The following is a 16,310-nucleotide window of genomic DNA, read 5'->3' as shown; positions in this document are numbered from 1 at the left end:
GTCAGGACACCTTCTCGGGTTCGGCGAGGACGATGGTCGGGTCGGGCACGCGGACACCGACCCGGCGGAACAGCCGGCCGCGGTCTCCCCCGGGGGCCACCTCGGCGGCCTGCGTCGCGGTCGGCAGGGCGGTCGCCGGTGGGCTGACCCGGGCCGGGCGGGGTCGCCGGCCGGTGGGGTGCGGGACGCCCCGGCCGGGCAGCCAGGACGGCCCGGCGTCGCGCAGACCGAGGTCGGCACCGGTGAACCGGGCCGCTCCGGTGGTCCGGCTGCGGGCGTTGGCGGCCGGGCCGGTGGCCGCGAACAGGGCGAGCAGCCCGCCCGGTGCGGCGCCGGTCGCCGAGCGGGCAGCTGGCGTCGCCGGCATCTCCCGTCCGGCGTCCTGCGGGTCGTCGATGATCACCCGGTCGTAGGCGTCGTCGGCGTCGAGCCCGGCGAAGACGGTGGCGTCGTCCGCCGGCAGGGCGGTGCCGTCCGGCAGGGCCACCGCACGGCCGGCCTCCATCCATTCGAAGCCGGGGGTGAGCACCCGCTGCTCGGGGGTCAGGTCGCGGAACTGGCCGGGGGCGAAGTCGTCGAGGATCGGCGCGCCGAGGGTGCCGCGTACCGTGTCGTCGCCGGTGCCGACACTGACCTCGGTCAGGGTGAACCGGTGCGGACCACGGATGCGGGAGGTGCCGATCCGGTGCAGCTCCACGCCGAGGGGCAGGACGTTCTGGCGTACGCCGAGGGTGGCCCCCGGGGAGAGCAGCAGCGCTCCCCCGGCCCCCTCGACCGCCCGTAGGGCCACCGGTTCCGTGCCGACGGTGGCGGCCCCGATCTCCCAGGCGTCCGGGCTGGACAGCGCCGCACCCAGCAGCGCCGCGGCGTCCACCTGGCTGGGTTCCCGCGCGTCGGCCCGCTTCCCGTCGGTCCAGTCGAGCTTGGCCGACACCTCCCACCACAGGAACTTGATGCGCGCCTCCCCCCAGGCCCGCCAGGGGCCGGGGCCGCTCACCCCGAGGACGAGTCGGACCACCAGCAGCTCGGTGCCGTCGTAGGTCAGGGTGACGTACGCGCCGATCTCGGCGGTGAACCAGAACGGCGTGAACTGGAACAGCACGTCCAGCCAGGCCCGGCCGTCGACGGCCAGGGCACCCGCCTCGAAGTGCATCACCAGCTCCGCCCCGAACTGGGCGGTGTTGCTGGTGATCGCCAGGTAGGCGTGGAGTTTGAGGCCCTTGCCGGACTTCTGCAGCGCGATCTCGAACCGCTTGACCGGCGGGAAGCCGGCCGGCGGGCAGAACCTGGGGTGGAACCCGCCGATCGACAGGGCGAACGACGACGAGCGGCCCCACCGGGCCCGGACCATGAACTCGCCGGAGACCGGCCTGCCGAACAGGTGGGAGCCGATCAGGGCGCCGTCGAGGCTGATCTCCCTGCGGGCGACGTCGACGATGCCGGCCGAGTCCAGGCGGAGCCGTCCGGCCGACTGGAAGTCGATGACCAGCCTGCCGAGCAGCAGCACCCGGACCGGGTCGGGGAATTCGACGAGCACGGCGAGGTCCGCGACGACCTGGCCGGAGAGGAAGTTCAGCCGGACCATCGCGCCGAGCACGGTGCCGGTGGGGTCGACCGGGAAGATCCGGCTGAGGGTGGCGATCACCGCCGGTGCCCGGCCCACCACGTCCTCGGGGAACAGCAGCGCGTCCAGGGTCCCGGCGCGGGCGGCGTTGCGGACCTCCTCGGGGTCGCTGCGCCGGTTGTGCCCGACCACCAGCCCCAGACCGGTGATGGAGATGCCCCAGAAGAGCATCAGCCCCGGGTACCACTGGAAGGTGCCGACGACCAGCATCGAGAAGGTGTGGTCGCCGTCGGCCTCGACCAGTCGGCTGCCGTCGGGGTTGCGGGTGTTGAGGATCGCTGTGGCCTGGAGCAGGAAGCCCCGCATCGGTGAAACGCCGTCCTTGGTGGCGATGCCCAACTGGAGGGCGCCGGCGTACATGCCGCGGGGTTCGTCGACGAACAGGTAACCGCCGCCGTTGACGATGCCGTTGTCGATCCGCAGCCCCACCCCGTCCGGGGCCTTGAACCGGGGCACCAGGTCGGCGTTGCCGAGGTTGCCGGTGCCGGCCGGCACCGCGGGCGGGAAGGCGAGGTCGGCGCGGATCCCGATGTTCTCCACCACCGCCCGCAGCGGGCCGAGCTCGGCCCGGACCGTGGTGGTGACGGTCAGGCCGACGCTGGCGGTGGGCGTGCTGGCGGCGAGCGCGATCCGCAGCCCTTCCAGGTGGATGCCGCGCAACGAGAGGTGCATCGGGTAGTCGGCGGTCAGCGCGGCGGCCCCGGACAGGTGCAGGCCGGTCCGTAGCGACCAGCCCAGGCCGAGGTCGAAGCCGAACCGCAGACCGTCGGACGGCAGCAGCCGGGCCAGCAGCCCGTCACCGTCGCCGGCCTTGACGACGAGTTCGGCGCGGCCAGCGGCGAGCATCAGCTCGATGTCGTCCCGGCCGGTGCCCAGCGTCGCCCGACCGCGCAGCACGAGCTGCCCGACGGACAGGTGGGTGCCGTCGGGTGCGCCGATCACCCAGCCGGGCTCGTCCTTCGGCGCGATCCGGGCGATCTCGGCGGAGAACTTCACCGCCGGGCCGCCCCCGGCGAGGGTCACGCCGGCCGAGTTGACCGCGATGGCCGGGCCCGCGCCGGCCAGGTCGGTGGCGATGTTCCAGCGGCCCAGCGCGCCTTCGAGGTGCACCTCGCCGGTGGGGGCGACGATCCCGGTGAGCAGGCCGTCCCAGCAGGCCAGGGCGAGGGTGACGCCGAGGTGGAGCTGGGCGTCCGGGTCGGCGGCGGCCAGTGACCCCGGTCCCTGCCGGCCGGGCAGCGCGGGCGGTTCCCCAACGACCAACGCGGGCTGTCCCCCGCCGGGCAACGCGGCCTGTTCCCCGCCGGGCAGCGAGGGCGGTTCCCCGCCGGGCGGTCCGGCGACGGCGAACCGGAGCCGGAGCAGGCCATCGGCCAGCCGCTGCCCGGCCTCGCCCTGGTCCGGGCCGATGCCCGGCCGCACCCCGTGCGCGGCGTCCACCCCGAACGCGCGCAGCGTGGCGGCGAGCCGGGGCAGCAGCCGCGCGGCCAGCGCGTCGACGGCCTCGGGGGTTTCCCAACCGGCCGGCGCGTACAGCCCCCTGAGGTAACCGCCGGGGTCGGCGACCAGCTCGACGAGCCGTTCCAGGTGCAGTTCGTCGCGGTGACGGGGCAACCGGACCGGCGCGTCACCGGCCGGCATCGGCGGGCTGGCCGGCAGCTCGACGCCGGGGGTGACCAGGCCGAGCAGGGTCAGCAGCGGGACCGTCCAGGGTGCCCGGTGCAGCAGGTAGGTGAGGATCAGGTGGTCGACGAGGTCGTCGGCAAGCGCCTCGGGCAGGCCGGCCGACGGCGGTAGCTTTCCGCGCACCGCCGGGGGCAGCGTGCCGACCTGTCCGAACGCGGTGCCGGCCGCGGTGCCGATCTTCTTGAGTTCGGCGAGCGAGTCCGGCGGGCCGTCGGCGATCGCGGCGTCCAGCGTCCCGATCGCGGCCCCGACGGTGCCGACCCACTGCTCGAACGCGTGCGCGTCGACCCCGCTGACCGCTTCCAGGTCCCAGCCCAGCGCCCGCATCAGCCGGGCCCGCCGCCACGGGTCGGCCGCGCCGAGCACCGGTTCGGCCAGGGTACGGAGTTCGCCCCAGAGCAGGGCGAGGACGTTCCGGTTCCGCTCCACGTCGTCGCTCATGCGTCCGGGTCTCCTTCACTGCGGTGCTGGTCGTCGCGTCGGGGGCTCATCCGGTCACCCGGGACAGGTCGCCGGTGTCCAGCCGCAGCGAGCCGCGCTGCGGTGACAGCGTCCGGTCCGCCGCCGGGAGCACGGCGACCGGAAGCTGGTAGCCGGTGCCACCCGGCCAGGTCGGCCAGGCCCGCACCGCGGCCAGCGCGGCGGTCAGCTCGGCGTCGGACGTGGCCCCGACGACCTGGCCGATCGCGGTGATCAGGGCAGCCTCGTGGGCGTCGGTCCAGCCGGTGGGCGGGCCGGTGAAGTCCGGCCCGAGGGTCCGCGCCACGGTCAGCACGGTCCGCAGTTCGGTGCCGGCGCGGGGCACGGTCCGCTGCTCGGGCGGTTCGCCGGCCACCGGCGCTCCGAGGGCGACCAGGTGGTGGGCACGGTACGTCTGCCAGCAGCCGAGCAGGGCCACCGCCCGTTCCGAGGTGAACAGGTCACCGATCCGCACCCGGCGGGGTTTGCCGTCCGGGCCGGGCACGTCCGGCACCGTGACCGGGGTCGCGCCGGGCGGATCCCACGGGGTGCCGAGCAGGTCGTGCAGGCCCTGGCGGGCGAAGCGCCAGATGCCGTGCCGGACGCCGGGTCGGGTACGCAGGCCGGTGGTGAAGCGGTGCACCCAGTGCCAGCCGCGCAGGTCGAGCAGTTCGCGGACGTACCCGATCGGGGTGCCCGCGCCACCGGTGTGGTCGCTCAGCGCCGGCCGGGCCCGGCTGATCCGCAGCTCGGGGTAGAGCAGGGCACCGCCGTCGACTCCCCAGCCGGGCGTCCCGGACAGCCCGGCCAGCCCGCCCATCGCCTCGTACGCGTCGCGGTCGGTGGCGCGCAGCGCGGCCAGCCAGGCCCAGAGCTGGCCGGGTTGGGTACGCCAGTCCGGCCGGGGCGGCAGGGTCACCGGTGCGGTGCGGGGGCCGTCGGCGGGCCAGCCGAACGGCCCGATCCGCAGCACCCCCTCGTCGGTGCCGTCCAGCACGTCGCACCAGCCGCCGGTGGAGCCGGGTCGGGTGTTCTCGGCGACCGCCCGCAGCACCTTGAAGGTGGACAGCCGACGGCGGGCCGGGTCGGCCACCGCGGGATCGCCGCTGCCGGCGGCGGTGGCCAGCGCGGCCAGCGACGGTCCGCCGACCTCCCCGTCCCTCGGCGGGATCAGCGCCTCGGGGAGCAGTTCGAGGGTCGGCTCGACCAGTGGCCCGGCCCACTGCGGCGCGGCGGCCCGACTGCCCCACCGTCCCAGCGGGATCAGCTCGGGGTGGTCGGCCGGCGCCGGGCCGGCGTCGGCCGGACGGCCGGTCACCACCCGTGAGTAGAGCCGCTGGTCGGCCGGGTGGGCGGTGTCGGCGCGCCAGACGTTGCCGGTGGCGAGCTGTTGCGGGCTGCCGCCGGCGACCTGCCACGCCTCCACCACCACCGGGCAGCGCCAGCGCTTGTCCAGCCAGTGCCGGATGGCGAGCTGGGTGGCCAGGTCGGCGATCCCGCTGACCGGTCCCAGGTAGCGCTCCGACTCCGGCACGTCGACCGCCGCCAACCGGTCGGAGTACCGGGTGGCGGTCGCCCCGGCGGGTTCGTGCGCGACCCGGTCCGCGCGGGCGTACGTCTGGAACTCGCGCACCGCCCAGTAGGTCGTCGGGTCGTACGTGCCGGGGTCACCCGCCGGGCCGAAGCCCAGCGTGGTCAGGTCGGCCTGGAGCCGGGTCACCCACCTGTCGGTGACCAGGGTCGCCGGCCGGTCGACCCCGTCGTAGTGTGCCTTCCCGCCGGCGCGGGCGTCGTGGTCGTCGAGGCGCAACACGTAGCCGTACGGTGCGTCGGCCAGCAGCGAACAGCCGTACGACAGGTCGATGGTGTAGCTGGTCAGCGCGGCGGCCCGGGTCTCGGACGGCAGGTGCCACCAGAGACGCTGGGTGGCCCGCTTGCACTCGCCGGCCGGCCAGTCGAAGGTGATCTCGCCGAGGTTGTTGTGCCCGACGATCTCCTTGCCGTTGCCCCAGGTGCCGAGATACCCGTCTAGGTTGCGGGCGGCGGCCAGGTACTGCGCCAGCGCCTGCTCGCGGGGCAGCCCGGCCGGGTCGAGCACGGTCTGCGGGGTGCCGTCGCGGCGAACCGTCGGGTCGGCCTCGTCGTGGTGGGCGAACTGCACCTGGACGCTCCACTCCGGCGGCCGGCCGAGCAGCTTGAGCCGGTCGTGGTCGCTGACCGCGGGCCGGCCGGAGACCCACCAACCGGACACGGCGTCGGCGGCCACCCCGACCTGGACCCCGGCCTGGAAGCGTCGCCCCTGCCGACCCTCGTCCTCGTTGGCCCAGCCCACCAGGTCGATGCGGCCGAGGCTGTCCAGCAGCGGCACGTACCCGACGTCGTGCAGCAGCCGGGTCAGGGCCACCTCGTTGCGCAGGGCGCTGGAGACGAACCCGGCGATCACCCCTTCGGTGCGGTTGACCCCCTGGAAGGGGTGGGCGCGGTCGGGGCCGCTGGCGTACGGCAGCGTCGCGGAGTAGCGGATCCGCTCGGCCGAGCCGAAGTGGATGTCGCCGCCGAGCATGACGATCCGGCGGCGACGGACGCCGTCCGGGCCGGGCGGCGCGGCGGAGAGCAGCCGACCGAGGAACTTGTGGGTGGCCGCGTCGCTGGTGATCCAGGCGTCCTCGGCGTCGGCCTCGTACCGGCCGGCGATGGCCTTCATGGCCGGCTGGGCGAGCTGTTCGAGCAGCGGCATCCCGAACACGGCGACCGGCTGCGCCAGCACGGTGACCGCCTCGTCGTCCAGCACCCCGCCGCCGCTGACCATCTCGTCGAGCGGGTGGTCGGCGAGCAGCAGCCCGCCCGGGTGCCCGGCGCCGGCCGGATACTCCCGCCAGGTGCGGGTGTCCAGGGCGACGAGCTGGTAACGCGGCCAGGTGACAGTGAAGTGGTAGCTGAGGGCACCGGCGGGGCGGGCCGGCCGGCCGTCGGCGCCGATCGCGGTGGGCAGGCCGAGGCGTTCGCGCAGTCGCAGGTCGTCCACCGCCGCCGGGGCGGCCAGCCAGCCGCTCAACGCGGTCAGCAGGTCCCGGCCCGGCTCACCGGCCGCGCCCTGCTCGGTGAACCGGTCGGGGGTGTTGCCCCAGGCCTGGAAGACCGCGTACGCGGCCATCGCGTTGCGCACGACGCGCCGGCCCAGTTCGGACCCGACCACCGCACCGGTGACGAACTCCCGGGTCATGTTCCAGTCGTCGGTGACCTCGTGGTCGTCGGCGATCATGTAGGTGGCGACGTTGGCCAACGACCGGCGTACGGCGACCAGGCCGCGCTGGAAGTTCTTCAGTCGGATCGCCTGCTCGTGCCAGCGCAGGAAACGACGGATGATCTTCTGCTGCTGGCTGCTGGCGTCGTAGGCGCGACCGACCAGCAGCCGGTCGTAGACGGTGTCGCCGGGTCCACCGCCCTGCGGGTCACGCAGGATCCGGGTGTCGGCGGGGAAGACGTGCTCGAACCGCGGATAGGTCGCCGGCCAGAGCTGGTCGGACCAGGCGAGCAGGTACATGCAGGCGTACTCGCGCAGCGACATCAGGTGGCTGTCGGCCTCGCCCGAGGTGAACTTCGCGTCCCGGGCCAGGGTCACCGCCCGGTTGCCGGGGGTGAACAGCCGGTCGGCGGGCGGGCTGGTGGAGCCGTCGGGGAGTAGTTCCGGCGGCAGGCCCAGGGTTGCCCCGATGCCGGGCAACGCCGGGACGGCCGGCTGCCCGTCCCGGGCGGGCACCGCGTCGTGCCCGTGCACCATCGCCAGCAGCACGTCGGCGACGTCGTCTGCGTAGATCTGGTCACCGCCGAGCACGAGCTGGTGCGGGCGTACCGTCGGGTCGCCGCCGGCCGCCGCCAGGATCGGGTCCAGGACGGCCAGCGCGTCGTGGCCCTCCCCGTGTGGCTTGCGGCACGACCCGTGGAAGATCCGCAGCTTTCCCGGGTCCGCCGGTGGCGTCACGAAGCTGGGGTAGCCGGGTGCGCCGCCCGTCGCCCGGGGGTCACCGGCGTAGCTGAGCAGCGACCGGGCGGCGGTCTCGTCGACGGCCACCGCCCCGGCGGCCAGCAGGCTCGACCAGTTGCCGGTGGAGCCCGGGAAGGCGAGGTCGTAGCCGTACAGGCGGCCCTCCCGTAGGCCGCCGACGGCCTGGACGGTGGCCACGTAGAGGTTGCCGCCGAGGCGGACCGCGGTCCGGCTGCCCGTCGCCACCGTCGCGCCCCGGGCGTAGGTCGGGCCGGGGCCGGTCTCGAACACGGTGAGGGTGACGGTGCAGGCGGACCGGACGGCGACGAAGACCGCCGCGCTGCCCGGATCGACCCGGCGCACGATCGGCCCACAGACAACGTGGGGTGGTCCGCCCGGAGCGTCCATCGTCGAGGTTCCTTTCACAAAGTCCACCAGCCGAATGCGGTCACGGGTCGGCGCGTCGTGCTGCCCGACCTGCGGGACATCGGCCCGTCCCCGCCGGCTGCCCGTGCCGTGGCACGGGGACGCGCCACGGCGGGTTCGGCCGCTGCGGTAGCGGCGCACGGCAGTCTGCGCGGCGGTCGCTCCCGTCCACCAGGGACGGGCGTCCCGGGTGGACGGGACACCGCCGCTCGGCCGTACGGACAGCCGTCCCCCGGCCCGTTCGGGCGGCGGCTGTCCGGGGGCAGAATGAGCGGCTGTCATGACCTTCCGCTCCGGCGACGAGCCGCCCGCGCCGCACCGCGACACCCGGCACCGGGTCGCGGCCTGGACGGTGCTCGGGCTGACCGCGACGCTGACCGTGGCGGCCGTGGCCACCTGGTGCGCGGTGCTGCCGCCGATGACCACCACCCAGCTCTTCTCCCTGGTCGACCTGATGGACGGGGTGATCTACGGCGGGGTCGCCTGGCTGATCCTCGGCCGCCGGGCGCACCTCGCCGGCTGGATCGTCGCGGCGGCGGCGCTCGGCGGTTCGCTCGCCGCGTTCGCCGCGCAGTGGACCCTGCTGGCCGAGCGGCATCCACAGTGGTGGGCACCGGCCGCGCTGACCAGCGCCCACCACTGGGCCTGGCTACCCGGCCTGTACGGCCTGGTGGTGCTGATGCCGTGGCTGCTGCCCGACCGGCCGATGCGGCGGGGTGCCCGGGTCGCCGTCGCCGCCGGGGTGCTCTACCTCGCCTGCGCCCAGGTCGCGGCGTTGACCGCGCCGGCGCCGTACGGACTGTTCCCGATCAGCGATAGCGGGCTGCGGGAGCTGCGTGTCGACCTGTTCGGGCCGATCATGCCCGCGCTCGTGCCGTTGGGGCTGATCGCCGCGGCCGGGGCGGCCTGGCGGTGGCGTACCGGTCCGCCGGGGCAGCGGCACGGGATGGGTTGGCTGACCGTCGGGAACCTCCTGCTGTGTCTGGCCTTCCTGCTGGTCTCGCCGCCGTGGTGGCCGGGCTTCGGGCCAGCCTGGGCCGCGCCGTCGCTGATGCTCGCCTCACAGGCGTTCTTTCCTGCCGCCGTGCTCGTCGTGGTGCTCCGGCAACGCTTGTGGGGAATCGAGGTGGCCGTCCGGCGGACCCTGGTCTGGCTGTTGATGACCGCCGGCGTCATCGCCACCTACATCGGTGCCGTCACCCTGCTCGACCGGTGGGTGCCTGCGGGTTCCCTCGCCCCGAAGATCGTGGTCACCGCGCTGCTGGCCGCCGCCTTCCAGCCGGTACGCCAGTGGGTGCAGCGACGGGTCGACCGGTTGGTGCACGGCGACAGCCAGGAGCCGCTGATGCGGCAGGTCGTCCACCGGCTGCGCGACGCCGACTCCGGCGGACAGTTGATCGAGAACGTGGCTCTCGCCATCGCCACCTCGTTGCGCCTGGACCGGATCACCATCACCGTGACCGACCGGTGGGGTGCGGGCAGCGCGCCCACGGCCTACACCGGCTGTCCCGGGGACCACCAGCCGACGCCGACCGGCGCGGGGCAACTCACCGTCGACCTGGTCAGCGGTCAACGGACGGTCGGTCGGCTGACCGCCTGGCCACGGCCGGGGGAACGGCTGGGCGGCCACGCCGCCGCCGCGCTTGCCGACCTGTCCCCGGTGGTCGCCGCCGTCGTCGACCTGGCCAGCACCAACGAGGCGCTGGCCAGGTCCCGGGCGCGCCTCGCCGAGGCCCGCGACGAGGAGCGTCGTACGCTGCGTCGTGACCTGCACGACGGACTCGGACCGGCACTGAGCGGGATCGGGCTCGGCCTGGCTGCGGTGCGTAACCTGCTCCATCGGGACGTGACGATGGCCGGGGAACTGCTCGACCGGCTCGTCGTCGAGACCACCGAGCGCGCCGAGGAGGTACGCGACCTGGCCCGCGACCTGATGCCGCCGGTCCTCGCCGACGGCGATCTCATCCCGGCCCTGCACACCCTGCGCGAGCGGTACGCCGTCGCCGGCCTCGACATCCGCGTGGCGGCCCCGGCGCAGCTCGGCCCGTTGCCCGACACCATGGCGACCGCCGCCTACGGAGTGATCACCGAGGCGGTCCGTAACGTCCACCGGCACGCCGGGGTCGGCGTGTGCACGGTCACGCTCGTCCACCGGCCGGACCGGGTGAGGATCACGGTCGCCGACGACGGTTGCGGGCCGCCTCCGCCCACCCGGTCGCGTGGGGTCGGACTGCAGTCGATGCGGGAGCGGGCGGCCGGCATCGGTGGCACGTTGACCATCGGCCCCACCTCGACCGCCGGCAGGCCGCAGGGCACGGCCGTCACCCTGACCATCCCCACCCCGGGAGCCGGGACGTGACGTCGCCGATCCGGGTGGTCGTGGTGGACGACCACCCGGTGTTCCGACTCGGCATGACCGCGCTGCTGTCCACTCTGGACGGCATCCGCTGCGTCGGCGAGGCCGCCGACGTCGACGCCGCGCTGGACGTCGTCGCGACCGAACGTCCCGACGTGGTGCTGATGGACCTGCACTTCGCCGAACGGTCCGGGATCGAGGCCACCCGGATCATCACCAGACGCTCACCGCAGACCGGGGTGCTCATCGTCACCATGCTCGACGACGACGAGTCGCTGATCGCGGCGCTGCGCGCCGGCGCCCGTGGCTACCTGCTCAAGGGAGCCAACGCGACCGAGGTCGAGCGCAGCATCAGGGCGATCGCCAACGGCGAGATGATCCTCGGCCCGGCGGTCGCGGCCCACGCCGTCGCGCTGTGGTCCGGGGTGCGCGCCACCGGGCCGGCACCCTTCCCGCAACTCACCGATCGGGAGCGCGAGGTGCTGAACCTGGTGTCCCGGGGGCTGGACAACGCCACCATCGCCCAGCGGCTCGGGCTCAGCCCGAAGACCGTCCGCAACAACCTGTCCAACATCCTGGTCAAGTTGCAGGTGAGCAGTCGCGCCGAGGCCATCGTCCGGGCCCGGGACGTGGGTCTCGGCACCGGCTGAGGGCGGGGTGGGCCGTCCGGGCCGCGCCGCCGGGTGACCGTTCGCACCTCGACCAGCGGTGGCCGAACACGTGGTCAGTGACCGCCCACGACGTGACGGAGCAGCCCGAGCCGGAGTATCCCGAGACCGTGCACCGAGACGGACGGGTACGACTGCGCATGCAGGTCCTGCCCGGCCGCCCGTTACCCGCTGCCTGGACCGTCGGGGCACACTGGGGCCGTGGAACGTCACGAGTTCGGCGCCGCGGTGCGCCAGTTGCGGGAGAGTACGGCCCCTGCGACTGTCGGGCTACCTGTCGGCCGTCGGCGGGTGCAGGGGTTGCGGCGGGAGGAGCTCGGCGAGCTCGCCGGGATGTCCGCGGACTACGTACGGCGGTTGGAGCAGGGGCGCAGCCATCCGTCGGCCGGGGTGGTGCACGCCATCGCCCGTGCGCTACGGACCGGGCGGGCGGACTACGAGCGGCTCTGCGCACTGGCCGGGTACGCCGCCGCGGACGGGCAGGTGCCCAACGAGGTCGGTCCGGGTGCGATGCGGCTGCTGGAGCGGTTCACGGACACCCCGATGTTCGTCTCCGACGCGGCGATGAACCTGGTCGCCGTGAACAGCGCGTTCCTGGCCCTGGGGCACTGGGATCTCACCGGGGAACCCTGGGAGTGGAACATCGCCTGGCGTACGTTCTGCGATCCGCTCAACGGTTTCCGGCAGTCTGCCGCCGACGCGACCGACCATGAGGCGGTCCTCACCGCCAGCCTGAGGAGCGCGCTGTTGCGCTACCCCGCCGACGCCGCCCTCGCCGAACTGGTGGACGAGATGCGGAGCCGGAGCAGCCTCTTCGACACCCTGTGGCGTACGCCACGACCGGTGGCGGCCTACGAGAGCAGCGCCACGTTCGTCCACCCGGACCGTGACACCGTCACGCTCGTCGGCAGCCTTCTCACCATCCCGGGCGACGATCTGGCGGCGCTGATGCTCACCGCGGCACCGGGTTCGGCCGATGCCGCGCGCCTCGCGGAGATCGTCGGCGACGCCGGCGGACCGGCAATCGTCAAGGTGGGCCAGTCCGGCCCAGGCTAACCGCGCCGGGGCCTGCCAGATTGGTCGACGTAGCCAGCGACAGCGGATCCGGCGGCTGCCTCCGGGCAGCCCCGGTGACGCCGGGCTGGGTGCCTTCGCACGCGAAGCGGTGCCACAGGGGTCATGCCCTGCTTCGGGTGCGAAGCACATCGGCGGCGCTCACAGAGGCAGGTTCAGCGATGAAGGCAGTACGTTTTCACGAGTTCGGCGGTCCCGAGGTGCTGCGCTACGAGGACGTCGCGCAGCCCGTCCCCGGCGCCGGTCAGGTCCGGATCCGCGTCGCCGCGACGTCGTTCAACGGCGTCGACGGCAACATCCGCGCGGGCTACATGCAGGGCCCGATCCCGGTCGAGCTGCCGCACACTCCCGGCCTCGACGTCGCCGGCACGGTCGACGCGGTCGGCGACGACGTGGACGAGGTCACGGTCGGTGACCGGGTCATCGGTTTCCTGCCGATGACGGGGACCGGGGCGTCCGCGGAGTACGTGATCGCCCCGGCGGGGATCCTGACGGGAGCGCCCCGGAACATCCCGTTGGCCGACGCGGCGGCGCTCCCGCTGGTGGGCCTGACCGCGTGGCAGGCGCTGTTCGACCACGGCAAGCTGACCGCCGGCCAGCGGGTGCTGATCAACGGGGCCGGCGGAGCGGTCGGTGGATACGCCGTGCAGCTGGCGAAGGAGGCCGGTGCCAGGGTGATCGCCACGGCCAGCCCGCGCAGCGCCGACGCGGTCAGGGCCGCGGGCGCCGACGAGGTGATCGACCACACCACCACCGACGTGACGTCGACGGTGACCGAGCCGGTCGACCTGGTACTCAACCTCGCGCCTGTCGCCCCGGAACAGCTCGCCGCGCTGGTCACGGTGATCCGGGACGGCGGGACCCTGGTCAACACCACCGTCTGGATGCCCGCCCCTTCCGACGAGGAGCGCAGCGTACGCGGCATCGACCTGTTCGTCCGAAGCGACGCCGACCAACTCGCCGACCTGGCCGCCCGGGTCAGCACCGGTGAGCTGCGGGTCGACGTCGCCCGGCGGGTGCCGTTGGCCGGACTGCCGGCCCTGCACGCCGACGCGACCGCGAACACCCTGCCCGGTGGCAAGGTCGTCGTCACCGTCGCCGACGCCTGATCATCCGGATACCGACCACGTGGAGACGAAACTCGTTCCTAATCCCGACGGGCCCCCGGGCGGTCCTGCGGGGTCCGCGGAGCCGCCGGACTCGACCCACGGCCCGGCGTCGCGGGCCGGCGCGAAGACCGCCTCGATCGCGTCGCGCGTCCCGTCCGCGCGACCGACCGGGCAGCCCACGTTCGCCAGGGCCGTGACGCCGTCCGGGAAGACCGCCTTCGCCGTGAACGGGCCCACGAGGAAGCCCAGCACACCGGGCGCAGCCGACGGTTCACCGGGCGCGCACCTGGCGGTTCCCGCAGATCCTGGAGCTTCCCGTTCGCCGAACGCCCGACGAGGTGACCTCCTTCGACATCGGCTATTGACGTCGCTGTAACAGGAGGTCTAGCGTCTGTCGAACCGCTTCGTCGAACCGCTTCGACGACTATTCCCAAGCGGTTCCCTGCCTGGCCGGAGGAGGTGCGCGGTGGCCACCATGCAGGACGTCGCCCGCCTGGCGCAGGTCTCGGTCAGCACCGTTTCCTACGTCCTCACCGGCGCCCGGCCGATCTCCCCGGCCACCCGGGCCAAGGTGCTCGCCGCCATGGCCGAGCTCGACTACCAGCCCCACGCCATGGCCCGTGGTCTGGCCAGTCGACGCAGCCGGATCCTGGGCCTGCTGCTGCCGATGGACGAACGCGGCCTGGGCGCGACCGAGACGGCGTTCGTCACCGGGGCCGCCGCGGCGGCCAGCGCCGTCGGCTACCACCTGGTGCTGTCGCCCGTCGGTGGCGGCGGCGACCTCGACGGCCTGCGCCGGCTGGCCAGCCAGCGGATGTTCGACGGCGTCGTGCTGATGGAGGTGCAGCTCACCGACGAGCGGGTCACCGCGCTCCAGCAGGCCGGTGTGCCGCTGGTGCTGATCGGGCGCACCGGGGACACCGACGGGCTCTCCTACGTCGACATCGACTTCGCGCAGACCGTACGGGAGGCAGTGGCGCACCTGGTCGGCCTCGGGCACCGGCAGATCGTCTACGTCAACCACTCGGCCGAGACGCTGGCCAGCGGTTACGGGCCGGCGCTGCGTACCCGGGACGCCTTCGTCACGGCCATGACCGGCCACGGCCTGGAGCCGGTCATGATCCCGGCCGAGGACAGCGCCGCGGGCGGGCGGGCCGCGCTGGCCGCCGCCTTCGCACGGGCGCCGGGCCTGACGGCCGTGCTGGCCATGAACGAGGCGGCGATCTTCGGCATCCTCGGCGAACTGACCGCGCGGGGGCTGGCCGTGCCCGACGACGTGTCGGTCGTCTCGATGGTCACCTCGCCGCAGGTCGCCGAGCTGGCCACCCCGGCGCTGACCGCCATGACGTCGCCCGGGTCGGCGATGGGCCGGATCGCGATCGAGGCGCTGGTGCGCCACCTGGACGGGGCCGGTGACGAGCGCCACCAGCAGCTGCTGCCGTGCGCGCTGGAGATCCGGGGCTCGACCGCAGCCCCACGAAGCCGCCCGCCGATAGGGGCTGACCAGTAGAAAAGGCCCGTCGCCGCGCGGCAACGCGACGACGGACCCAGTGAAGTACCGGGCTCGATACTCAACGAGGAGGATAGCAATGCAGCGATTCCGCCGGATCGTCGCCGCGATCGCCCTGGCGGCGACCGCGACGACCACCGTGGCCGCGTGCGGCGACGACGACAGCGGTGACGACAGCGGGGCCAAGACCCTCAAGCTCTGGCACTACGAGGGCGAGAACAGCGCGATGGGGGTCGGCTGGGACCGGGCCATCGAGATCTTCAAGACCGAGCACCCGGGCGTCGAGGTGCGCTTCGAGCGCAAGGCGTTCGAGCAGATCCAGCAGAACGCCGGCATGATCATCAACTCGTCCGAAGGCCCGGACATCATGGAGTACAACAAGGGCAACGCGACGGCCGGCCTGCTGTCGTCCCAGGGCCTGCTCACCGACCTCAGCGACGAGGCCGCGAAGCGCGGTTGGGCCGACAGGCTCAGCCCCAGCCTGCAGACCACCGCGCGGTACAGCGACAAGGGCGTGATGGGGTCGGGCAACTGGTTCGGCGTGCCGAACTACGGCGAGTACGTCACGGTCTACTACAACAAGGACCTGTTCGACCGTAACGGCGTCAAGGTGCCCACCACCATGGCGGAGCTGACCGCCGCGATGGACACCTTCGTCGGCAAGAAGATCACCCCGCTGGGCATGGCCGGTGCCGAGTACCCGGCCGGGCAGCTCTTCTACCAGCTGGCCCTGTCGAAGGCCGACAGGCAGTTCGTCGACGACTACCAGCTCTACAAGAACCCTGTCGACTTCCGCGCCGACCCGCTGAAGTACGGCGCGGACACCTTCGCCGACTGGGTGAGGAAGGGCTACGTGGCCAAGGACTCGGCGAGCCTCAAGGCCGAGGACATGGGCACCGCGTTCATCGCGGGCAAGACGCCGATGATCGTCTCGGGCAGTTGGTGGTACGGCCGCTTCAAGGCCGAGATGAAGGCCAACTGGGACACCTTCCTGTTCCCGGGCAACACCCTCAACGCCGGCTCGTCCGGCAACATCTGGGTCGTCCCGACGAACAGCAAGGCCAAGAGCCTGGCGTACGACTTCATCGACATCACCCTGCGCCCCGAGATCCAGGACCTGATCGGCAACAACGGTGGCGTCCCGGTGGCCGGTGACCCCGCCAAGATCAGCGATCCGAAGGACCGCAAGCTGATCGAGGACTTCAACACGGTCAGCAAGCAGGACGGTCTGGCCTTCTACCCGGACTGGCCGGTGCCCGGCTACTACGACGTGCTGGTCGGCGGGTTCCAGGGCCTGATCAACGGGTCCAAGTCCCCCGACCAGGTGCTCGACACGATCGCCAAGCCGTACGCCGACGGCGTCAAGGAGATCACCGGCAAGTGACCCGGTGCGCGGCGGGCGCGTCCGGCACG

The 16,310-nt window shown here is 73.5% G+C and carries 8 protein-coding genes; 6 read left to right on the top strand and 2 right to left on the bottom strand.

The window, feature by feature from the left end; genetic code table 11:
* Position 1 precedes the first annotated feature (1 nt).
* On the bottom strand, positions 2 to 3,751 hold the full coding sequence (locus AC0AIB_RS03305; protein ID WP_465095978.1) for a DUF6603 domain-containing protein: 3,750 nt from the start codon (positions 3,749 to 3,751) through the stop codon (positions 2 to 4).
* A gap of 46 nt (positions 3,752 to 3,797) precedes the next feature.
* Positions 3,798 to 8,162, bottom strand: coding sequence for a hypothetical protein (locus AC0AIB_RS03300; protein WP_465095977.1), 4,365 nt, complete (start codon positions 8,160 to 8,162; stop codon positions 3,798 to 3,800).
* 298 nt (positions 8,163 to 8,460) lie between these two features.
* Here AC0AIB_RS03300 and AC0AIB_RS03295 point away from each other — a divergent pair, with 298 nt between their 5' ends.
* The 6 genes from AC0AIB_RS03295 to AC0AIB_RS03270 all read left to right on the top strand — a co-directional run bounded on the left by AC0AIB_RS03295 (position 8,461) and on the right by AC0AIB_RS03270 (position 16,281).
* Positions 8,461 to 10,539 (top strand): sensor histidine kinase, encoded by a 2,079-nt coding sequence (locus AC0AIB_RS03295; protein WP_465095976.1) that lies wholly within the window; start codon positions 8,461 to 8,463, stop codon positions 10,537 to 10,539.
* Positions 10,536 to 11,186, top strand: coding sequence for a response regulator transcription factor (locus AC0AIB_RS03290; protein ID WP_328345609.1), 651 nt, complete (start codon positions 10,536 to 10,538; stop codon positions 11,184 to 11,186). Before AC0AIB_RS03295 ends, AC0AIB_RS03290 begins: the two co-directional genes overlap by 4 nt.
* A gap of 219 nt (positions 11,187 to 11,405) precedes the next feature.
* Positions 11,406 to 12,260, top strand: coding sequence for a helix-turn-helix domain-containing protein (locus tag AC0AIB_RS03285; RefSeq protein ID WP_328345607.1), 855 nt, complete (start codon positions 11,406 to 11,408; stop codon positions 12,258 to 12,260).
* A gap of 179 nt (positions 12,261 to 12,439) precedes the next feature.
* Positions 12,440 to 13,387 carry an NADP-dependent oxidoreductase gene (locus AC0AIB_RS03280; RefSeq protein ID WP_328345605.1) on the top strand — a complete coding sequence of 316 codons (948 nt, stop codon included), beginning with the start codon at positions 12,440 to 12,442 and terminating at the stop codon, positions 13,385 to 13,387.
* A gap of 475 nt (positions 13,388 to 13,862) precedes the next feature.
* Positions 13,863 to 14,897: a LacI family DNA-binding transcriptional regulator gene (locus tag AC0AIB_RS03275; protein ID WP_328348758.1), complete on the top strand. Its 1,035-nt coding sequence runs from the start codon at positions 13,863 to 13,865 to the stop codon at positions 14,895 to 14,897.
* 79 nt (positions 14,898 to 14,976) lie between these two features.
* Positions 14,977 to 16,281 carry an ABC transporter substrate-binding protein gene (locus tag AC0AIB_RS03270; protein ID WP_465095975.1) on the top strand — a complete coding sequence of 435 codons (1,305 nt, stop codon included), beginning with the start codon at positions 14,977 to 14,979 and terminating at the stop codon, positions 16,279 to 16,281.
* Positions 16,282 to 16,310: the final 29 nt, after the last annotated feature.

Source organism: Micromonospora sp. DSM 43699, assembly GCF_055517075.1.
Note: the sequence above shows the minus strand (reverse complement) of the source record. Positions and strands in the feature narration are given on the sequence as shown.